Source organism: Bifidobacterium asteroides, from assembly GCF_009683175.1.
Taxonomy (GTDB): domain Bacteria; phylum Actinomycetota; class Actinomycetes; order Actinomycetales; family Bifidobacteriaceae; genus Bombiscardovia; species Bombiscardovia asteroides_H.
Genome location: NZ_WKKW01000001.1, coordinates 148,367 through 165,013, shown reverse-complemented (window position 1 = coordinate 165,013; position 16,647 = coordinate 148,367). Strand labels below are relative to the sequence as shown.

The following is a 16,647-nucleotide window of genomic DNA, read 5'->3' as shown; positions in this document are numbered from 1 at the left end:
CCAGACTGGACAGAATCTGCAGTTGCGGTAATATAAATGAGTTGTCAAAACGAGTTCCTCGTCGAGATGACATGCGCCAGTAGCCCAACGGATTAGAGCAGCTGACTACGGATCAGCAGGTTGCAGGTTCGAATCCTGTCTGGCGCACCACGCGAAAGCCCTACAGCCGCAATGGCTGCGGGGCTTTTCCATTGCTTGCGGAGTTTCCCCAAAACCCGATTTTGTTGGATATTCGTTGGATAAAAGTATCCGCAAAAGAAAAGCCCCGCCGAAGCGGGGCTCTACGAACGAATCGCTTAGATGCCGAGCAGCTGGTGTTTGGCTGCCGTGTATTCCTCGTCATCCAGAGCGCCTGACTCATGGAGTCTTGCCAGGTGGGCAAGCTGGCCATCCACTGTCGGTGCTGCCGTGTCGCCACTCTCCTGGGTCTCCTGAGCCTTGGGGTGCATAGCCTCGTACTGGCGGGCAGTCGAGTTTACCGCGGTGACGAATTTTCTTGCAGCCGACACAGAAGCGTTGTCAACCTGCACAGACCACTGGAAGTCAGGACCGTCGACGATAACAAAATGATCGCCGGGCTCCGCTTTCTTTGCCGCCAAGGCCAGCACTCCCACTGCTGCTGCTCGGGTAGCGGTAATCCTCTTCCGTGCATTGTTAGCATCGTCCAAAGATGCTTGGACGCCATACAGTGGACGGTCGATGGCTCCGTCGCTTATGTGGTCGCCGTATAGCACCAGCTGGCTTCTATCCTTGCCTGAAATCATGGAAAGTCTGCCGTCGGTCTTGAACTCGTCCATGATTCCGGCCTTTTTCCGGTGTGCGACCTTTAACGGCTCCGGCAACGGCTTCGGGTTCTTGGGGAGCATGGCATGGAGAGTCTCGACAAAACGCTTCGCCTTGCCGGTCTGGGTTATCCCCACGGATGGCGTATAGGGGTTGTTCTCCGAGAGTTTTGCATCAGACATGGTGCCATCTTCGAATTGCACGCTTAGGACGATATACCAACCGGACCACTTGGACTGATATCTGGCATCATGCAGGCATTCCAGTGGTATGTGGACTTCTGGGCTGGAATACTGGTCGCTCATCACAGGGTCGAAAGTCTCTTTGACCTCATGCTGGTCTATCGTGATGCGCGCCCTGTTCGTTTTGACCGTCAGCGTCTGTGCAGGCACCGCGGAATCGTCTTTGTGATGTATCAGTCCCATGCTTCCCCATCCTTAGAGTCTTCGACGACTATCAGCAGACTATCAGCAACGCTCGAACTGCATAGTTTGCTGGGAAGTTCCTGAATTTTCAGGTGTGGCGAACACGGAGTGTAATCAAGGTGTAAAAGATCCTATTTCGGGCCATTATAGGCAATCGTTTGACGTTAGCTGGCAGAATGCTTTTCAAAGATTGTTTGAGGGGTCGAAACCTCAATAATACCAGTTGATGTAACGTTTTGTCATCTCTCGCGGGTCGGGTACAGTGGTGCAAGTCACAAAACAAGACGCCGCCTCGCAGACGGCCAGATTAAGGAGCTCCTCTCGGTGCAAGCCGCAGCCTCTACCAAATGCGAACCGCCCATCGGGCATACTCATATCGAATTGACACATATCGCGTCCCGACGTATCTTTAAAGCATTCGAACAGATGTTCGAGTGAAGCCCAGAGAAGGGCTCTACAGGGCATAAAAAAAGGGAAGCCACCCACCGCCAAGTGATCGGCTCCCCTAGAAGTAGACACCTGAAAGGAGGTGCTGCTATGTAGTCTACACGGATTTTGGGCATTAGTGCGCCGGCATAGGCGCAGAACGTAAGACACATAGATAAGGAACTGAATTGTATACAGCCAACGAAGCCCACATTATCCTCAAGGTCTGTACTGCGGAAAACAACAACGTCGACGGCCCTGTCAACGAGGTACAGACCCAACGGCTAGTAATCCTCTTTGCTGCGATCCATGATGCGTTGTGCATCTTCCATGATCTGATATGGGGTAAGACCCATCGCTTTTGCCAACGATGCAAGCTGGGTCACCTTTATCTCGCCCTTTGCTCCAAAGACGCGGTAGATGGCTTGGACGTTCATCCCTGTTTTCTTTGCTAGCTCGTCATACGTCAGACCGCTGACCGCTCTGGCGGCGTGAAGTGCTTTTGCTGTTGCCTGATTAATGTTCATATTTCATATATTACTATCATTTTCGATAAGTGCAATATGAATAAATGATATTTTCCGGCTTGACATTATCCGAATGAACGGTACTATGAATAACTAAGAGCTGACTATCAAATTATGATAGTAACCCTTCAAATCTTAAGAGGAGCGATTATGGACATAGGAAAGTATGCCAATCTACTCGCATCCACAATCAAGGATGCCATCGAACAATCAGGAAAGTCAATGGGGGAGGTTGCTCAATGCGCCGGCATCCCTTGGTCCACTTTCTTTAGGAGATTGAACCAGTCAGATCGGTACCCATTCACCGTGTCAGACGTAGTGGCAATATCCGAAGTCTTGGATATTGACTTCCTGCAGCTGATGAAAGAGGCAGAGCGTCGATACAAGCTGGCGGCGTGACATGGGTGCCCGCATACTGCTGTACCGGTGCCATAGAGCGCTTAAAGCTCTCGAAAATGCCGATCAAAAGCTGACGGACCTCTGGTACTCGGCCAACCGGTCAGACCGTGCCGAAATTCGCGAACTATCCAATGCTCTAACCGGGCTCGACACCAAAGAGCAGAAGGACGCAGTCCTTGAGGCTCAGGAGATCATTCGGGTCGCCTCCGAAAGAGAGCGACGGTGATGACAAGCTTAACCAACAAAAATGCCGCAGCTGCAACTGCGGCAACGACACAGAAAGTGAGTAAACATCCAATGTCAACACAAAGTATACCAGCCGCTCCGACGCGCAGGGGCGACCCTGAAACGTCCTATGAGGCGGCTGAGACCGTGAATGTCAACCGTATGCAGGCGGAGACGGTCAAGGCTTTGGCCGGCCTGCGTGAGCCGGTGGAGGAGTGGAGGCTGCAGGAGCGTGTGGAGCAGCGTCTCGGCTGTCGGCTTGGCGACAGTACGATCCGGACCCGGCTCAAAGAGCTGGTAGGTAAGGGCGTGGTCGTGGTGACGGACCGTAACGGGGTTAGCCGTGCTGGTCACAGGTGCGCACGCTACGCGCTCGCAGAGATGGGGGTGGCGGCATGAGCAAGGAAAAGGATCCTCTCAAGGTCGAGTTTGTCACCTCGTCCATCCGGCAGGGCCACCTGTTCTACAACCCCGACGACATCAAGCGGATGCTGGGCGGCATCCCTGACGGGCAGTTCGACAAAATAGCACGCGGCCATGGCCGGAAGATCGGCAATGGCAAATTTTACACGCCTGATGAGGTGTGGGATATGCGCGAGGAGCTGCGTGACCCGGTGAAGGTGGTGCCTGATGACTCCATCTGAGCTGGCCCAGCTGGAGCTGGAGCGTCTTGACCCGGCGACTCGTGCTCTCTACGGGCTGGGGGGTGGGTCTGATGACTCTGATCACACCCCATGACATCCGGTGCCGGCTGCTTACCACCAGGGGCTGGCTGCATCAAAGCTATGACGCTGATGAGGTGGATGATCTGCTGGATGATGCGGCGGACAGTCTGGAACAAGTGAGCCTGTGGGCGCTGATCACCCACTCCAGGATGCACGCCCTGCAGGCCGGGCATCAACGCCGCCGGCGCTCGCTGAAGAGACGGCGGAAAACAATCAAAACAATCAATCGTAGGGGAAGAAAATGAGTGAATGGTACAACGACCTCAAATCTGAGGACTTTGGCGGCAAGCATGTAGTGGTGACTCTGGATGATGGGACGACAATATCAGGAGCAATCCAATATGACAGTTTTGACATAACCGCTGGTACTGATCGCCCACATGGTGACTGCACTGGATATATCCGTATGGTCGCTGAGCTGCCGATACTGTACGGCAAGCGGGATTATTCAAGGCAGGCGTATATAGCCATCCTTGCGAATATGGAGGATCGCAGGTGGCGACCCTTGGACGGCATCAAGAGCCTGGACCTGGTGTGGGATGAGCGCGACTGGACGCGGATTGATGTCAGGGATCTGCGCTGCGGGGATGCCGTGGTGGTAGATGGCGTGCTGTACGAGGTGACTAAAGCATCGCTGGCACACACGGACTATCCATGTGTAGGCACTGATGCTCTTGGACGCAATCCTATAGATTTGCGCTTGGTCTCCTGCGCTTTGCGACGCAAGGTGAGCGTCCCTGCGAAGCCTGGTTTTTATAAGGATACGATGGGCGAGTTTTGGGCCAGGGCTGCGAAGTCGACGGATGACGGGCCTTGGCGTTCCGTGGAGCCTGATGCCCTCGATCAGCCAGCCAAGAGCGATAAGTACATGTCGAACCTGATGCCTCTTACTCCTGTGCATTTTGAGAGCGGGAGGGCCGCCTGATGAGCAGCATTTTGGATCGCACTCCTCTGCTGGTGTCCCGCAAACAGGCTCGTCAGCTGGCCGCATGGGCCAAGGCCACGGGCTATGACCGTCCAGCCTTGTGCAGGATTTCCAAGCAGGGCAAGTACGCCTACTACACGAACCGTTTTATCGCCATCCGCTGGGATGTGTCCGGTCTGGATGTGCCGGACGACAGCTGGATCGATCTGCAGCCGGCATACAACGACAGCGAGAACACCAAGCCTGACATTCTGACCAACATGGCCCAATGGTCGAGGGCTGTCGGCGCTCTCTCCTCCTGGGACCTGTTGGATGCGGAACGGTGGAAAGAGCCTGACGAGCTCGACTATCCGGATGTCGCCCATCTTTTCACTCGGGCGCGGACAGGCTACGCGCAGGTGTCCTTCAACGCGGAGCTGTTGGAGGGAGTGATCCTTGCGGTCATGCCGGAGGGTTCCATTCGTTTCATGCTGGCCCCTTCCGTCGGAGGGGATAGCGCTTCAGCGCACGCCTGGTGGGTGATGAGCGATGACGAGCGGATAGCCGGATTGATCGTCCCCATGCGGATGGCCCTGGGGAGCTCTAATCACCCTGACGAGGTTGGCCTGCCGAAACCATACGAGCATGAGGGGAGTGACAAGTGATGACACAGATACCTGATGCTTTAGGCATCTATGAGGACGAGGACGGCGACCTGTGGATCCGTTTCGAGGACGGCCATGACAAGTGGCTGCATCTGGCCAAGTGGCATCCAACCCCGATTGACAGGTCCTGGATGTCGGAGTTTGTCACCGACGAGGATGTGGCGGAGCATCTGCCGCTCGAATGCATTTCAAACGGGAAGAAAGAGGAGGAACGATGAAGGATATTACTGATCGACTGGCTGACGGCGAGTACACGTCCTATGAGGCGGCACGGCAGCTGGCCTTGGCACAGTCCATGGAGAAGGAATTGAAGCGTCAGATTGAGGCTTTGAAGGACTTTCTGACCGAGAAGATGGACGCGAAGGAGCATCTGACCACGGAGATCGGCACGGTGGCTGCGAAGCATGGCAGCGAGCCCCGGTGGAAGGTCAAGGATGCTGTGGCTTTCGCCCAGTGGCTTGAGACGCATGGCGAGGAGTCGAGCGTGGAGCAGGTGCCGTATCCGGTGGAGTGGGCTACCAAGCCTGACGCGATCGAGCATCTGATCGGCCAGCATGGCGGCGAGCAGCCTGCCGGCGTGGAGCTCTCCCGTGGCACGGGGGATACGGTCGCGGTCAGCAAGGTCAAGGAGTGGTCGCAGATCTTCAACGACCAAAAGGCACAATCTCAGGCTCGCCAGCTGCTGGGCATCACCAGCGGCGACTCGGCCGGCGACGAGGACGGCAAGGCTGAGGAGTACTGGGCATGAGCAGCGATCTGACGATTACCGACAAGCAGGATGGTTTCACGCAGAACCAGATCGCCGCCTTGCAGCAGATGGGCGTGCAGGATGCCAGCCAGGGTGACCTGGCGGTGTTCTTCCATGAGGTGCAGCGTACGGGTCTGGACCCGTTCGCCCGGCAGATCTACATGATCGGCCGCCGGACGAAGGTGGATGGCCAGTGGGTGACCAAGTACACGATCCAGACCGGCATCGACGGGTTCCGCCTGATAGCCAGGAGGGCCGCCGACCGGTCGCATGAGGCTTTCGGCGAGCCGGTCACGGCCTGGTGCGGGCCTGACGCTGTCTGGCGGGAGGCGTGGCTGGACGCCAAGCATCCTCCTCTGGCCGCCAAGGTCGTGGTCCAGCGCGGGCAGGGCACTTTCACCGGCGTGGCCACATTGGAGGAGTACCAGGGCACGAGAAAGGTCAAGGACCAGGACGGGTCATGGCATGCCGAGCCGACATCCATGTGGAAGAGCAAGCCGGCCATCATGCTTGCCAAGTGCGCGGAGGCTCTGGCTTTGCGCAAGGCTTTCCCGCAGGACCTGTCGGGCCTGTATGGTGACGACGAGATCCAGGAGAGCGATCCGAAGGAGGAACAGAAGCCAGCCCAGCAGGATGACCAGCCGGTGCAGGCCGAGGTGATGGCCTCCAAGGAGCAGCAGGACCAGGTGGCGGCACTGATGCGCCAAGGCGGCGTGAGCAAGGTTAGCCAGGCGGAGACTGCGTTCAAGGCTCTGGTCGGCAAGCCCATCAGCCTGCCCGAGCAGATGACGCACGAGGAGGCTGCCATGCTGCTTGAGGCTCCCAGCCTGGTCGTCTCACGCACCAGGCAGGCCCTCAGCCAGGAGGCTCCTGATGCCTCCCGCTGACCTGCTGTGGCTGTGTGCCGCGGCCGTGTGCGGCACAGTCGGGTTCTTCGCCGTCTGCTGGACGCTGGTCCACCCGCAGCTGGGTCTGCTGGACCTGGCTGCCCTGGCGGGCTTCGGCTGGTGCCTGGACCGGGGTGACCGCTGATGGCTTTGCAATCCAGGGCCGACTGCCCGTGTGCGACCTGCGCGCACCCCACGTCGGGCGTGTGCGACAAATGCCACTCCTCCTCCTGCGCCCGCGCCCAGTGGCATGGCTACATGTGCAATCAGGAGGCCGAGGAGAGGCACCGGACGACACGACGCTTTCAGACCCAGGACAATCCAATCAATTTCAAAGTTTTTAGAGGTGAAGACTAATGGCTGGCGATACTTACGTCACGGTGGTGGGCAATCTGACCGCTGACCCGGAGGTGCGCACCACGTCCAATGGGGGCACGGTGGTGAACCTGACCATCGCATCCACGCCCCGGCAGTTCGATAGGAACTCGGGGCAGTGGGTGGACGGGGAGGCGCTGTTCCTGCGCTGCTCGGCCTGGGATACGCAGTATCATCCCACCGCCTCCAACATCAAGGCCAGTCTGACCAAGGGCATGAGGGTGATCGCGCAGGGTCGTCTGGTGCAACGCTCCTATCAGGATCGTGAGGGCAACAAGCGGACGGTCGTGGAGATGCGCCTGGACGAGATCGGGCCTGCATTGACAAGGAACACGGTCCAGGTGACCAGGAACGGCAACAACAGCCAGCAGCAGGCGCAGCAGTGGGGGAGCAGCCCCCAGCAGTGGGGCGGCCAGCAGGCTCAGACTCCCGCCGCCCAGCAGCAGGACCCGTGGGGAGGTGCCGGCAATGATGATCCGGTCTTTTGACCCTCATGCGGGTATCGAGCAGCCGATCGACTGGGATGCGGTGGAAGCCGCCGAGCTCAGACGCGAGGAGGTTGCCGAACGCCAGGCGGAGCTGGAGCGCGACAGGAGATACATGGAGGGCCTGATATGAGCCGGAACCGCAGGAGTGCGCGGAAGGCGGGCGCTGACATGGAGTCGGCCACGGTCCGCTACCTGGCCTGGGCTTTGGATGATCCCAGGATCGAACGCCGTCATCTGACCGGCTCCAAGGATCGGGGCGACGTGACCGGGGTCATGCTCGACCAGGAGCGTGTGGTCATCGAGTGCAAGAACACGGCCCGCATGGAGGTGTCTAGTCATATCGACGAGGCGCAGGCCGAAGCCGGGAACGACGGCGCAAAATACTGGGCGGTCGTCCAGAAGCGGCGCGGCATCGGCTTGAAGAGCCGTGAAGCGGTGGGCCGGCAACTGGTCTACATGACCTTGGAGCAGTACGCGCTGCTCCTCAACCACGGGATGCCGCTGGGGCCCGATACAGGCAAAGAAGCGGATGAGGAGGCTGACGATGACTGAGTATCAGACAGAATGGCGGTACCTGCGCAGCGGGGACAGGCACGTCCTTGCCCTGGCAGAGCAGTACAGGCGCGACTCTGCGAAGTGGATGAAAAAATGCTCCGCCTTTCAGGAGAGACATCATGTAGAGCTGGCTGTCCGCCGCACGCTCGACGGCGGACGCTACGCCAGCGGCGTCAGCGCGAGCACGGGGCTGGGTGATCTACCCGGCCAGTGGTGCAAGCCCAACAGCCGAGGCATCCGCAAGCCTTACGAGAACAACAAGGACATGAAACGGCTGTTCAGGCCCCTTACTCTAGATGCTCCTAGCATGCCCGGCATCGAGGATGTGGTGGTGGTCGAGCTGACTGACGGCAGATGCTTCTTCTGCGGTACGACCTTCTTCACCTCTCGGGGCGTGGTGTGGTCGCGTGCAGGAGCTTCGGCAGAGCCGGACCCGGGCATATGGCAGCCCATCAAAGAGTGGGAGTTCATACGGGCCAAAGAGGAGGCCGCGTCATGACCATCGATGATATGCGCGCACTGGCCCTGCTGGCGGTGGCAGTCCTGCTTGCCTGGGTGGGAGGGCATCATGACGTGGCTTGACGAGAGGACCCTCAGGATCGCCCGCATGCTGCGCGAGCCGACCGAAGGCAGGCGAGGGTATACGCGCCGGCTGCACCAGGTTGACCCCGAGCATGATGGGCGCGCCTCCAAGGAGGACATGCCCGCCCTGCACAGAACCCCGAAGCCACTGGTCCGTTTCCCCGGCTGCCAGAAACGCATCAAGGACCTGCGGGGTGATCGGTACGGGGTGCTGACTGTGCTCTCCTATGCGGGTAACAGGCACGGGGTGATCATGTGGACCTGCCTGTGCGACTGCGGGCGGATAGGAGTCCACGCCGGCAAGGACATGGTCTCCGGCCACGCACTTTCATGCGGATGCCAACGGATCAAGAAAGGAGGTGCCTGATGGCGCGTGAGTACGGCAAACTGTACATCAGGGCGTGGTCGAACGGGTTCACGAAGCTGCCCGCGCGGGCGCAGAGGACGTACATGTTCCTTCTGTCGCAGCCTGATATTTCGAACGCGGGCACGCTGACGCTGGCCCTGCGCCGGTGGGCGAACTGCGTGGGCGACGAAACGGCCCAGGATATTGAAGATGATTTGAAATATCTGGCGGCCAGAGGGTATGTGGTCGTGGACGAGGGGTGCGAGGAGCTGCTGGTGCGCACCTACATCAAGTGGGACGGCGGCTGGCGCAGCCCGAACATGATGGTGTCGATCAAGGCTGCGGCCTCGCAGGCCCTGTCGGAGACCATCAGGGCGACCCTGCGCGAGGAGATCACCAAGCTGGACACGTCGACCCTGCCCAAGAAGGTGAACGAGCGGACTGGCAGGAGCACGAAGGATTTCGTTGAGCTGTTGATAGCCCAGCTGGCCGACGAGCTGGCCGGTGACGAGAAGGACCCTGAGGTGGCGGACTGGGGCAGTGAAACCCTTCAAGGAACCCTTCCGCTAACCCTTTCGGAAACCCTTCCAGAAAGGGTTTCAAAATCTAACCCTTCCCGAAAGGGTTTGGCAAAGGGTTTCGGGAAGGGTTCCTCAACTACAACTACAACGGCAATAGATTCAACGGCAATAGATACAACTACAAGAGTTAACAACCGCGAAAAAACCGCGAACCGCTCCTACACGCCCCAATTCGAGCAGTTCTGGAGCCTGTACCCGCAGCATCGGCGCAAGGAGAAGCCCAGGGCCTTCACCGAATGGCAGAAGGCAACCAGAAGGGCTGAGCCTGACGAGATCATCGCCGGCCTCAAGGCCTATCTGACCGGGGATGTGACCTACGCGCCCTACCCGGCCAAGTGGCTGAAGACCGACTCCTGGCAGGACGGGCCCGACCTGAGCCGGCAGGTGGAGGCCTCATGGTCCGCGCCGGCCATGGCCAGGCGCGAGTCCAACCTGGCAAACCTGCAGTCCTACATCAGCCAAAGGCAGGGGCGGCAGCCCCAGCCGACGCAGAAGCAGGGCCGCCTGATCGGGGGTGCCGCATGATGACCCCGGAGGATGTGGGCACGCTGCTCATGCGGATCGCTGCCATCGACAACCGGACGATCACGCCGGAGACGGCCGCCGCTTGGGAGCTCATGCTCAAGCCCTACGTGACCCTGACCGACGCCACGCAGGCGTACATCGACTTCTACGCCGACCCCAGATGGGCCGACAATCCGCGCCGGCCGTGGATCATGCCCGCCGACATCAACAGGCGGGTGGCGCAGATGCGCGACCGCCGCCGCGCCTCGGACGTGGACATCGAGCAGGCGATGGACGGCACGACCGGCGAGCTTGGCACCCTGGCCGAGCATCAGGCCCGCCAGCAGGTCAAGCGGCTCACCGCCAACGGTGTGAGCCTGGAGCAGGCCGTCAGCCAGGCGGTCGAAGCGGCCCGGCGCAAGCAGCTCGAAGCTCCACAGCAGGACCAGCAGGCCAAGCCGCGCCCGAAGCGCTATCACTTCGCTGGCCACGGGCAGATGCAGATCGGGGCCATGAGCCTCAAGGACACCCTAGGAGGAGCAGCGTGAGCGAACAAGAGAAATCACGTAAAGGGCCTTTTAAGCCCCGTTCAACCGCAAACCCTAGTCCGAGTGCGTATAGCACGGGAAAACAGCAGAAAGACGGCAAAGAATGAGTTTTAGAGCATAGTGGGGAGGAACCATGAGCGACCATGTAATGACCTATCATCGCCTCTCCTGCGACTGGCCGGGCTGCGAGGAGACCGCCCAGAACGACCTGTACGACGGCAACTCGACCTATGAGGAGGCTGTCCGCCAATGGGCCTACCTGCCGGACGAACAGTACAACGACTTTTCCGATAAGGAATTCATGCACGACCCAGCCACAGGGCGGGACTACTGTGCGGACCACTGGCACTACGACTATGGCAAAAAATGGCCGCACCGGGTGCCCGGCCCCGACCCGGAGAAGCAGCCATGAGCGACATGACCTTTCCGGCGCACACGCTGGCCTGCGACTGGCCCGGATGCGAAGAAACCGCCCATGATGGCGAGTACAGCGCCTGGGAGAGCTACGACAGCGCCGTGATGATGTTCGCCGACCCGGACAACGGCGGCGCATGGCTGCACAGGGACGGCTGCGACTACTGCCCGAAACACTGGCACCTGGACGAGGAGTGGCAGCAGGTGCCGGGCCCCGACCCGCAAGATTCAAAAAATTTAGAGGAGCAAGCATGAGAATCATCAAATACCGACCCAAATACTGGATGATCATCCTGCTCGCAGTGGGGATGCTGCTGGACGGCATCGTCTTAGGCCAGGCGATCATCACGCATGACTGGACGGCTGCGGTCGGAAGTCTGGTTTTCGCATACAACATGCTCATGAACATCCTGGCCCTCATCGCCGCCAGCTATGTCACCACTACCCACGGAGTGCCTGAAGACGTGGGCCCGAACACGAAAGCCACCACGCTAAGGGAGGAAGCATGAGCACAGCAGCACAGGACACCGGACAGATCAGCGACGGCTACCACACGTTCGACGAGCTGTACCGGTACCGGATGCTCTACCACGCATGGGCCGTCAAAGCCTGGCAACAGGCAGGATGGCCGGTCATGAAGTCGCACCGGCACCACGACGGGCAGCTGTGTTTTGGCGGCGGATGGTTCATTGTCACCGCCCAGCTGCCATCCGGCCAGGTCAGCAACCACTACCGGGACCTGTACTGGCACCTGTTCGACTGTCCTGCAGTCGACTGCGCCCCCGAATGGGACGGGCACACGCCACAACAGGCCGCCGACCGCATCGAAAAGACGCTCAGAAACCCCACGCAGAAACTCTGGAAAGGGCAGACGGTCCTCTGCACCTGGCCCGGATGCGGAAAGAGCCTGGTCCTGAGCGACCAGTGGCTGGTGGATGTGCTCAACGAGCTGGCTCCCGGAATCATGTTCGTCGTAGGAAACCCGCCAGCCACCAGCTGGATCTGTGTCAGCGGGAAAGGCTTCTACTGCCCAAAGCACTGGCATCTGGACCCAGACGACGAGCATTGGGAACTGGGGCCAAGGGAGGAATCATGACCCGTGCCAGCCAGCAGGCCAAGGCCCTGCAGGACATCCGCCAGCACGCCTCCGACGAGGAGCTGAAACGCAAATACGGATACTCGCCAGCCGTTATCCAAGCCATGCGGGAGACGGTCTCGCGTGAGTTACATCAGCAAGCCGCTAGCATCGATATCGATACGGAGGGACCCGAGTTTTGACAACACCACGATGCCCGATCTGCGAGGACCTGCCACGAGGGCCGTTGTGCAAGACCCACCGGCAGGAGCTCGCCAGGACCATCCACGAGCTCAGGCTCGGCATGCGAGACCTCAAACAGGTGGAGCGGAGGGAGATCCGCTACTCGGCTCATGGCGGGGGAGCAGCGCACCCCGCCTTCGCACCAACGCCCATCGACATCAGCGCCGCCGACCTGTACGACCAGGTGGAGGACACCATCCAGGACGTGGCTGGCGACATCGGCCTCTGGGGCGGCAAAGCGCCACAGCTGCTCGCCAAGCTGGCTTCAAGGATGGGCAGGTTTGCCGACGCGCCGAACAGCGGCAGGGACTACAAGCAGCTGACCCAAGCCCTCCACCGGGTCAGGCTGCGCACCACGCCGCAACAGGATCGGATCATCCACGGGCACTGCCTCAACCCCGAGTGCGGAGCCGACATCACAGGACTGCCCGACGACCAGATGGCGACATGCCCAGCATGCGGCAGCGTGTGGAGCGTGGCAGCCATCAGACAGGCCAGGATGGAGGAGCTCAAAGGCCGAACCATCACCTGCACACCCAAGGACGCAGCCGACTGGACGCAATGGCAGACCGGAAGGAAAGTCAATCGCAAGCAAGTGACCATGTGGATCAAACGTGGGAAGTTGCCCTCAGTCGTCAAGGCAGAGGAGCCCGGGAAATGGAAGTTCGATACGAGTGAGCTCATAGCATGCGCATGAGCTGCAGTGCTTGACAAAGCCGGCCTGTTGCCGTATAACTGTTACAGTTGGTTTTAGTGTAAGGGTCGGGCAGAGATGTCCGGCCCTTTACTGTTTGTATTTGATCTGTCCAAAGAGACGATCCAATTCGTCAAAGGATATGTCTACTGAAGCATTAAAAACCTTGTGTTCGTCGCATGAATAACCGTATGTGTTAAGCAGCCGAATCAGGTAGCGTCCCTTTACAGCAACCATGGAAGCGTAGTAGGGGCCGTTGGTTGTGTAGTATCTGCCGACAACGTCAACCAGCTGTAAAGCGATTCTGAAAGCCTTGTCAACTATGGTCTTGCGTTCGTTTATCACACTTTGGCGAATATTGTAAACGGCCAAGAATAAAGCCACTGCTGTAGCAACCGCAGTGGCTATGGCGCTGCACGCATCCCAGTTAATGCTCATAGCACAAGATATAGCACTTGCCCGCAGGCTCTCTTCCCCCTTTCATATCTCCCTGCGGGCATCTTACTTGCCTGGCCACGCCACAACCCCCAACCTCTGGACGCGAGCCAGGCAACCCTACTTAGGAGGACCATCATGGACACCAGGCTCACTCACCACATGGTCGAGCCTCCACAGGCAGGCCAGCAGTCGACGGACCTGCACACCATCGCCCACCAGCTCACACGCATAGCCGACACCATGCAAGGCCAAGGCATGCAAGTCACACGAGAGGACGCACTCAAAGCCTGGCCACTACGCATGTACGAGGACGAGTACCTGCACGCCTTGCAGGACCTGGGCATCGAGCTGCTCTGATGCCCACCAGACCCAAAGGCAGATGCACCTACCAGGGCTGCACAGCCAAGGCCGTCAAGGATGGCAGATGCGCCCAGCACCAGCGGCCGGCATGGAGCAGACCATCAGCCCACACCAGACAGCTCGACCCGATAGCATGGCGCAAGGCCAGGCAGGCCGCACTTGACCGGGACCAGCACAGGTGCGTGAGGTGCGGCAGGCCGGCCACCGAGGTGGATCACATCTGGGAGATCGCCGACGGCGGCAGCCTCTACGACCTCGCCAACTTACAGAGCCTGTGCCATGACTGCCACACGGCCAAGACCCTCGCCGCCAGACGCAGACGCGGGCACAAGGGGCAGGGACCCAGCCTGGCGGCACGCATCTTCGACCAGCTGGACCGCTGACAAGGGGTAGGGGGTAGTTATCCACAAAAAATGTGGACAACTGGCGCGCCGCCGAAACTCGAATTTTCGCGTCTCAGGTTTTCGTTTTTGTTTTTGGTCGGTTTTGGCTTGATTGGAGGGATCATGGGACGCAGAGGCCCATCACCAACTCCGCCGAAGCTCAGGCTGATCAATGGCCGCGGGGATGGCCGTGATTCGGGCGGCCGGAAGGTCAAGGAGGCTCCGGACTTCGAACGTGAGCGTCCGAAGATGCCCTCCTACATGCCGAGCGCCGCGAAGAGCACATGGAAGCAGGTCGTGGAGGCGCTGGACCGGCTGGGGATCCTGAAGAAGGTGGATGGTCCCAGCCTTGAGGCGTATTGCACTGCGGTCTGGCAGATGCGTGAGGCGGTCAAGGAGCTGCAGGCGAACGGTGGACTGTCGGTGGTCACCGACAGTGGTGTTGCCAAGCCTCATCCGGCTGTCAGCGCGCTGAAGGCTGCTCGTTCCGATATCCATACGTTTGCCCGTGACTTCGGGCTGAACCCTGCGGCGGAAGGCGATATTTCAGGGATGGGTGATGATGATGGCGACCAGGAGGAAAACCCGTTCGCCATGCCTGCCTAGCCCCTACGAGATGACCGACGACTTCGACGTGCCCTCCCAGGAGGAGCTGGATCGTCTGAAGCTGTCGCCGGAGGTCGCCTGGTACATGCTCTCCCGCGGGATCAGCCTCCCTGAGCAGTGGCAGACCCCGAAGATCAAGACCGCCGAACCCCGCAGCGAGGAGGGAGCCTACTTCGACCCTGAACGGGTCGACCGGGTGCTCATGTCCTTCCACGTGCTGAGGCACACCCAAGGTAAATGGGCAGGCCGGCACCTGGACCCGGCATCCTGGCAGATCGCCTGGATCCTGGCCCCCGTGTTCGGATGGGTGCATGAGAATTCGGACGGGCAGACGGTACGGATCATCCATGACTTGTACGTGGACGTGCCCCGCAAGAACGGCAAGTCCACCCTGTCGGGCGGGATCGCCGTGTACATGCTGGGCGCTGACGGTGAGGAGGGTGCGCAGGTGGTGTGCGCCGCCTCCACCGAGCATCAGGCGGGCTTTGTGTTTCAACCGGTGAAGCAGCTGGTGGAGAAGACCCCGGCTTTGAAGGGCGTGATGAAGGCGCATCAGAAGCGCATCGTGCACATGGCTTCGGGCAGCTACATGGAGGTCATCAGCTCGGCAGCCGACGCTGCCCACGGCATGAACCTGCATTGCTTCATCTGCGACGAGCTGCACGTGTACAAGACCCCTGACCTGGTGCGCACCCTGGAGACGGGGCGAGGCTCCCGCACGCAGCCGCTGGGCGTGAGGATCACCACCCCTGATGCGGGCAAGTCGGGCACCATCTATGACGAGACCCGCCACTATGTGGAGCAGCTGGCGGCAGGCACCATCAAGGACCAGTCCTGGTACGGGGTCGTCTGGGGTGCGGACGAGGACGACGATCCTTTCGCGGTCGAGACGCAGATGAAAGCCAACCCGGGTTACGGAGTATCCCCGTCCGCCGACTACCTGCAGGAGGCGGCGAGGAGGGCGAAGAACTCGCCAGCCGAACTGGCCAACTACCTTCGACTTCACCTGGGCATCCGCACCAAGCAGGAGACGCGGTTTTTGACTTTGAAGGCCTGGGATCGGAACGCCGGCACCCTGGATGAGAAGCGGCTTCAGGGTCGCAAATGCTACGGCGGTTGGGATCTGGGCTCCGTGTCCGACCTGACCGCCTGGTGCCTGCTCTTTCCCGAGGGGGAGGGGTACAAGTGCCGGATGAAGTTCTGGTGCCCGGAGGCTGCGGTCGACGACCTGGACCGGAGGACCTCGGGCAACGCCAGCGTCTGGGTGCGTGACGGGTTTTTGGTGCCCACGCCTGGTGATGTGACCGACTACTCGTACATCGAGCAGCAGATCCGTGCCGACCTGGAGGCCTACAGCATCCAGACCATCGGCTATGACCCGTGGAACGCCACCCAGGTGGTCAACGATCTGGAGGAGTCCGGCCTGTCCGACGAAAGGCTCACCCCGGTGCGGCAGGGTTTCAAAACCCTCTCGCCGGTGCTCAAGGAGCTGCAGAGGCTACTGCTGACCGGCACCACCGACCATCCGCTCTTCGAGCATGGCGGCAACCCGGTCCTGCGCTGGAATGTTGACAATCTGGCGGTCAAGACCGACGAGAACGGCAACGTTCAGCCCAACAAGCGGGACTCTCGGGACAAGATCGACGGCGTGGCAGCCATCTGCGACGCCCTGTCCGAGGCCATGACCCGCAAAAAGACCCTGAAACCCAACCCCTACGCCTCGCACGGGCTGTACGCATAA

At 60.0% G+C, this 16,647-nt stretch carries 30 protein-coding genes and 1 tRNA gene; 28 read left to right on the top strand and 3 right to left on the bottom strand.

What is annotated here, in order from left to right:
- The first annotated feature begins 73 nt into the window (after positions 1 to 73).
- Positions 74 to 150 (top strand) — tRNA-Arg (locus GKC41_RS00760).
- Between the two features lie 146 nt (positions 151 to 296).
- On the opposite strand, the gene GKC41_RS08980 is transcribed toward GKC41_RS00760, so the two are convergent.
- A complete protein-coding gene (locus GKC41_RS08980; RefSeq protein ID WP_195760111.1) occupies positions 297 to 1,175 on the bottom strand; it encodes an SHOCT domain-containing protein in 879 nt (292 codons plus the stop codon).
- A gap of 743 nt (positions 1,176 to 1,918) precedes the next feature.
- Positions 1,919 to 2,161, bottom strand: coding sequence for a helix-turn-helix domain-containing protein (locus GKC41_RS00750; RefSeq protein WP_154312509.1), 243 nt, complete (start codon positions 2,159 to 2,161; stop codon positions 1,919 to 1,921).
- Between the two features lie 150 nt (positions 2,162 to 2,311).
- Between GKC41_RS00750 and GKC41_RS00745 the strand changes: the two genes are divergently transcribed.
- The 23 genes from GKC41_RS00745 (at position 2,312) to GKC41_RS00640 (ending at position 13,122) form a co-directional block, all read left to right on the top strand.
- Positions 2,312 to 2,560, top strand: coding sequence for a helix-turn-helix domain-containing protein (locus GKC41_RS00745; protein WP_154312508.1), 249 nt, complete (start codon positions 2,312 to 2,314; stop codon positions 2,558 to 2,560).
- A 297-nt stretch (positions 2,561 to 2,857) separates the two neighbouring features.
- Complete coding sequence (locus GKC41_RS00740; RefSeq protein ID WP_154312507.1) at positions 2,858 to 3,184, top strand: hypothetical protein; 327 nt, start codon at positions 2,858 to 2,860, stop codon at positions 3,182 to 3,184.
- Complete coding sequence (locus GKC41_RS00735) at positions 3,181 to 3,429, top strand: hypothetical protein (protein ID WP_154312506.1); 249 nt, start codon at positions 3,181 to 3,183, stop codon at positions 3,427 to 3,429. Before GKC41_RS00740 ends, GKC41_RS00735 begins: the two co-directional genes overlap by 4 nt.
- A gap of 71 nt (positions 3,430 to 3,500) precedes the next feature.
- Positions 3,501 to 3,755 (top strand): hypothetical protein, encoded by a 255-nt coding sequence (locus GKC41_RS00730; protein ID WP_229281541.1) that lies wholly within the window; start codon positions 3,501 to 3,503, stop codon positions 3,753 to 3,755.
- A gap of 236 nt (positions 3,756 to 3,991) precedes the next feature.
- Positions 3,992 to 4,435 (top strand): hypothetical protein, encoded by a 444-nt coding sequence (locus GKC41_RS00725; protein ID WP_229281540.1) that lies wholly within the window; start codon positions 3,992 to 3,994, stop codon positions 4,433 to 4,435.
- The gene (locus GKC41_RS00720; protein WP_154312503.1) at positions 4,435 to 5,079 is read left to right on the top strand and encodes a hypothetical protein; all 645 of its coding nucleotides are present in this window, start codon (positions 4,435 to 4,437) and stop codon (positions 5,077 to 5,079) included. Before GKC41_RS00725 ends, GKC41_RS00720 begins: the two co-directional genes overlap by 1 nt.
- Positions 5,079 to 5,297: a hypothetical protein gene (locus tag GKC41_RS00715; protein WP_154312502.1), complete on the top strand. Its 219-nt coding sequence runs from the start codon at positions 5,079 to 5,081 to the stop codon at positions 5,295 to 5,297. The genes GKC41_RS00720 and GKC41_RS00715 overlap by 1 nt, the downstream gene beginning before the upstream one ends.
- Positions 5,294 to 5,827: a hypothetical protein gene (locus GKC41_RS00710; RefSeq protein WP_154312501.1), complete on the top strand. Its 534-nt coding sequence runs from the start codon at positions 5,294 to 5,296 to the stop codon at positions 5,825 to 5,827. The genes GKC41_RS00715 and GKC41_RS00710 overlap by 4 nt, the downstream gene beginning before the upstream one ends.
- On the top strand, positions 5,824 to 6,714 hold the full coding sequence (bet, locus tag GKC41_RS00705) for a phage recombination protein Bet (RefSeq protein WP_154312500.1): 891 nt from the start codon (positions 5,824 to 5,826) through the stop codon (positions 6,712 to 6,714). Before GKC41_RS00710 ends, bet begins: the two co-directional genes overlap by 4 nt.
- A complete protein-coding gene (locus tag GKC41_RS00700; protein ID WP_154312499.1) occupies positions 6,701 to 6,859 on the top strand; it encodes a hypothetical protein in 159 nt (52 codons plus the stop codon). The genes bet and GKC41_RS00700 overlap by 14 nt, the downstream gene beginning before the upstream one ends.
- 211 nt (positions 6,860 to 7,070) lie before the next feature.
- Positions 7,071 to 7,577, top strand: a complete 507-nt coding sequence (locus GKC41_RS00695; protein WP_154312498.1) for a single-stranded DNA-binding protein — start codon at positions 7,071 to 7,073, stop codon at positions 7,575 to 7,577.
- On the top strand, positions 7,558 to 7,707 hold the full coding sequence (locus GKC41_RS00690) for a hypothetical protein (protein ID WP_154312497.1): 150 nt from the start codon (positions 7,558 to 7,560) through the stop codon (positions 7,705 to 7,707). The genes GKC41_RS00695 and GKC41_RS00690 overlap by 20 nt, the downstream gene beginning before the upstream one ends.
- Positions 7,704 to 8,129 (top strand): hypothetical protein, encoded by a 426-nt coding sequence (locus tag GKC41_RS00685; RefSeq protein ID WP_195760110.1) that lies wholly within the window; start codon positions 7,704 to 7,706, stop codon positions 8,127 to 8,129. Before GKC41_RS00690 ends, GKC41_RS00685 begins: the two co-directional genes overlap by 4 nt.
- On the top strand, positions 8,122 to 8,631 hold the full coding sequence (locus GKC41_RS00680) for a hypothetical protein (RefSeq protein WP_154312496.1): 510 nt from the start codon (positions 8,122 to 8,124) through the stop codon (positions 8,629 to 8,631). The genes GKC41_RS00685 and GKC41_RS00680 overlap by 8 nt, the downstream gene beginning before the upstream one ends.
- A gap of 69 nt (positions 8,632 to 8,700) precedes the next feature.
- Positions 8,701 to 9,081, top strand: coding sequence for a hypothetical protein (locus tag GKC41_RS00675; RefSeq protein WP_154312495.1), 381 nt, complete (start codon positions 8,701 to 8,703; stop codon positions 9,079 to 9,081).
- Entirely contained in the window at positions 9,081 to 10,166 is a 1,086-nt protein-coding gene (locus tag GKC41_RS00670) for a hypothetical protein (protein ID WP_154312494.1), read from the top strand. The genes GKC41_RS00675 and GKC41_RS00670 overlap by 1 nt, the downstream gene beginning before the upstream one ends.
- A complete protein-coding gene (locus tag GKC41_RS08695) occupies positions 10,163 to 10,693 on the top strand; it encodes a hypothetical protein (protein WP_195760109.1) in 531 nt (176 codons plus the stop codon). Before GKC41_RS00670 ends, GKC41_RS08695 begins: the two co-directional genes overlap by 4 nt.
- A gap of 133 nt (positions 10,694 to 10,826) precedes the next feature.
- Positions 10,827 to 11,105 (top strand): hypothetical protein, encoded by a 279-nt coding sequence (locus tag GKC41_RS00665; protein ID WP_154312493.1) that lies wholly within the window; start codon positions 10,827 to 10,829, stop codon positions 11,103 to 11,105.
- A complete protein-coding gene (locus GKC41_RS00660; RefSeq protein ID WP_154312492.1) occupies positions 11,102 to 11,362 on the top strand; it encodes a hypothetical protein in 261 nt (86 codons plus the stop codon). Before GKC41_RS00665 ends, GKC41_RS00660 begins: the two co-directional genes overlap by 4 nt.
- Entirely contained in the window at positions 11,359 to 11,616 is a 258-nt protein-coding gene (locus GKC41_RS00655; protein WP_154312491.1) for a hypothetical protein, read from the top strand. The genes GKC41_RS00660 and GKC41_RS00655 overlap by 4 nt, the downstream gene beginning before the upstream one ends.
- Positions 11,613 to 12,203, top strand: a complete 591-nt coding sequence (locus GKC41_RS00650; protein ID WP_154312490.1) for a hypothetical protein — start codon at positions 11,613 to 11,615, stop codon at positions 12,201 to 12,203. Before GKC41_RS00655 ends, GKC41_RS00650 begins: the two co-directional genes overlap by 4 nt.
- Positions 12,200 to 12,385 (top strand): hypothetical protein, encoded by a 186-nt coding sequence (locus GKC41_RS00645; RefSeq protein ID WP_154312489.1) that lies wholly within the window; start codon positions 12,200 to 12,202, stop codon positions 12,383 to 12,385. Before GKC41_RS00650 ends, GKC41_RS00645 begins: the two co-directional genes overlap by 4 nt.
- Positions 12,382 to 13,122 carry a hypothetical protein gene (locus tag GKC41_RS00640; RefSeq protein WP_154312488.1) on the top strand — a complete coding sequence of 247 codons (741 nt, stop codon included), beginning with the start codon at positions 12,382 to 12,384 and terminating at the stop codon, positions 13,120 to 13,122. The genes GKC41_RS00645 and GKC41_RS00640 overlap by 4 nt, the downstream gene beginning before the upstream one ends.
- Before the next feature lie 87 nt (positions 13,123 to 13,209).
- Here the strand turns inward: GKC41_RS00640 and GKC41_RS08735 are convergent, their stop codons facing one another.
- Positions 13,210 to 13,557 (bottom strand): hypothetical protein, encoded by a 348-nt coding sequence (locus GKC41_RS08735; RefSeq protein WP_229281539.1) that lies wholly within the window; start codon positions 13,555 to 13,557, stop codon positions 13,210 to 13,212.
- A 135-nt stretch (positions 13,558 to 13,692) separates the two neighbouring features.
- Between GKC41_RS08735 and GKC41_RS00635 the strand changes: the two genes are divergently transcribed.
- Genes GKC41_RS00635 through GKC41_RS00620 form a run of 4 tightly spaced genes read left to right on the top strand, consistent with a single transcriptional unit; the run spans position 13,693 to position 16,647 of the window.
- Positions 13,693 to 13,914, top strand: a complete 222-nt coding sequence (locus tag GKC41_RS00635; protein WP_154312487.1) for a hypothetical protein — start codon at positions 13,693 to 13,695, stop codon at positions 13,912 to 13,914.
- On the top strand, positions 13,914 to 14,300 hold the full coding sequence (locus GKC41_RS00630) for an HNH endonuclease (RefSeq protein WP_154312486.1): 387 nt from the start codon (positions 13,914 to 13,916) through the stop codon (positions 14,298 to 14,300). Before GKC41_RS00635 ends, GKC41_RS00630 begins: the two co-directional genes overlap by 1 nt.
- A gap of 30 nt (positions 14,301 to 14,330) precedes the next feature.
- On the top strand, positions 14,331 to 14,906 hold the full coding sequence (locus tag GKC41_RS00625) for a phage terminase small subunit P27 family (RefSeq protein WP_154312485.1): 576 nt from the start codon (positions 14,331 to 14,333) through the stop codon (positions 14,904 to 14,906).
- Complete coding sequence (locus GKC41_RS00620) at positions 14,860 to 16,647, top strand: terminase large subunit (RefSeq protein ID WP_229281538.1); 1,788 nt, start codon at positions 14,860 to 14,862, stop codon at positions 16,645 to 16,647. Before GKC41_RS00625 ends, GKC41_RS00620 begins: the two co-directional genes overlap by 47 nt.

Excerpts from the sequence above, each read along its gene's own strand:
- GKC41_RS00670 (WP_154312494.1), top strand. The coding sequence starts at position 9,081 with ATGGCGCGTGAGTACGGCAAACTGTACATCAGGGCGTGGTCGAACGGG.
- GKC41_RS00745 (WP_154312508.1), top strand. The coding sequence starts at position 2,312 with ATGGACATAGGAAAGTATGCCAATCTACTCGCATCCACAATCAAGGAT.
- GKC41_RS00695 (WP_154312498.1), top strand. The coding sequence starts at position 7,071 with ATGGCTGGCGATACTTACGTCACGGTGGTGGGCAATCTGACCGCTGAC.
- GKC41_RS00655 (WP_154312491.1), top strand. The coding sequence starts at position 11,359 with ATGAGAATCATCAAATACCGACCCAAATACTGGATGATCATCCTGCTC.
- GKC41_RS00710 (WP_154312501.1), top strand. The coding sequence starts at position 5,294 with ATGAAGGATATTACTGATCGACTGGCTGACGGCGAGTACACGTCCTAT.
- bet (WP_154312500.1), top strand. The coding sequence starts at position 5,824 with ATGAGCAGCGATCTGACGATTACCGACAAGCAGGATGGTTTCACGCAG.
- GKC41_RS00725 (WP_229281540.1), top strand. The coding sequence starts at position 3,992 with ATGGAGGATCGCAGGTGGCGACCCTTGGACGGCATCAAGAGCCTGGAC.
- GKC41_RS00630 (WP_154312486.1), top strand. The coding sequence starts at position 13,914 with ATGCCCACCAGACCCAAAGGCAGATGCACCTACCAGGGCTGCACAGCC.
- GKC41_RS00625 (WP_154312485.1), top strand. The coding sequence starts at position 14,331 with ATGTGGACAACTGGCGCGCCGCCGAAACTCGAATTTTCGCGTCTCAGG.
- GKC41_RS00680 (WP_154312496.1), top strand. The coding sequence starts at position 8,122 with ATGACTGAGTATCAGACAGAATGGCGGTACCTGCGCAGCGGGGACAGG.
- GKC41_RS08735 (WP_229281539.1), bottom strand. The coding sequence starts at position 13,557 with ATGAGCATTAACTGGGATGCGTGCAGCGCCATAGCCACTGCGGTTGCT.
- GKC41_RS00750 (WP_154312509.1), bottom strand. The coding sequence starts at position 2,161 with ATGAACATTAATCAGGCAACAGCAAAAGCACTTCACGCCGCCAGAGCG.
- GKC41_RS00715 (WP_154312502.1), top strand. The coding sequence starts at position 5,079 with ATGACACAGATACCTGATGCTTTAGGCATCTATGAGGACGAGGACGGC.
- GKC41_RS00660 (WP_154312492.1), top strand. The coding sequence starts at position 11,102 with ATGAGCGACATGACCTTTCCGGCGCACACGCTGGCCTGCGACTGGCCC.
- GKC41_RS00685 (WP_195760110.1), top strand. The coding sequence starts at position 7,704 with ATGAGCCGGAACCGCAGGAGTGCGCGGAAGGCGGGCGCTGACATGGAG.
- GKC41_RS00740 (WP_154312507.1), top strand. The coding sequence starts at position 2,858 with ATGTCAACACAAAGTATACCAGCCGCTCCGACGCGCAGGGGCGACCCT.
- GKC41_RS00675 (WP_154312495.1), top strand. The coding sequence starts at position 8,701 with ATGACGTGGCTTGACGAGAGGACCCTCAGGATCGCCCGCATGCTGCGC.
- GKC41_RS00645 (WP_154312489.1), top strand. The coding sequence starts at position 12,200 with ATGACCCGTGCCAGCCAGCAGGCCAAGGCCCTGCAGGACATCCGCCAG.
- GKC41_RS00700 (WP_154312499.1), top strand. The coding sequence starts at position 6,701 with ATGCCTCCCGCTGACCTGCTGTGGCTGTGTGCCGCGGCCGTGTGCGGC.
- GKC41_RS08695 (WP_195760109.1), top strand. The coding sequence starts at position 10,163 with ATGATGACCCCGGAGGATGTGGGCACGCTGCTCATGCGGATCGCTGCC.
- GKC41_RS00690 (WP_154312497.1), top strand. The coding sequence starts at position 7,558 with ATGATGATCCGGTCTTTTGACCCTCATGCGGGTATCGAGCAGCCGATC.
- GKC41_RS00730 (WP_229281541.1), top strand. The coding sequence starts at position 3,501 with ATGACTCTGATCACACCCCATGACATCCGGTGCCGGCTGCTTACCACC.
- GKC41_RS00635 (WP_154312487.1), top strand. The coding sequence starts at position 13,693 with ATGGACACCAGGCTCACTCACCACATGGTCGAGCCTCCACAGGCAGGC.
- GKC41_RS00650 (WP_154312490.1), top strand. The coding sequence starts at position 11,613 with ATGAGCACAGCAGCACAGGACACCGGACAGATCAGCGACGGCTACCAC.
- GKC41_RS00620 (WP_229281538.1), top strand. The coding sequence starts at position 14,860 with ATGATGATGGCGACCAGGAGGAAAACCCGTTCGCCATGCCTGCCTAGC.
- GKC41_RS00720 (WP_154312503.1), top strand. The coding sequence starts at position 4,435 with ATGAGCAGCATTTTGGATCGCACTCCTCTGCTGGTGTCCCGCAAACAG.
- GKC41_RS00665 (WP_154312493.1), top strand. The coding sequence starts at position 10,827 with ATGAGCGACCATGTAATGACCTATCATCGCCTCTCCTGCGACTGGCCG.
- GKC41_RS00735 (WP_154312506.1), top strand. The coding sequence starts at position 3,181 with ATGAGCAAGGAAAAGGATCCTCTCAAGGTCGAGTTTGTCACCTCGTCC.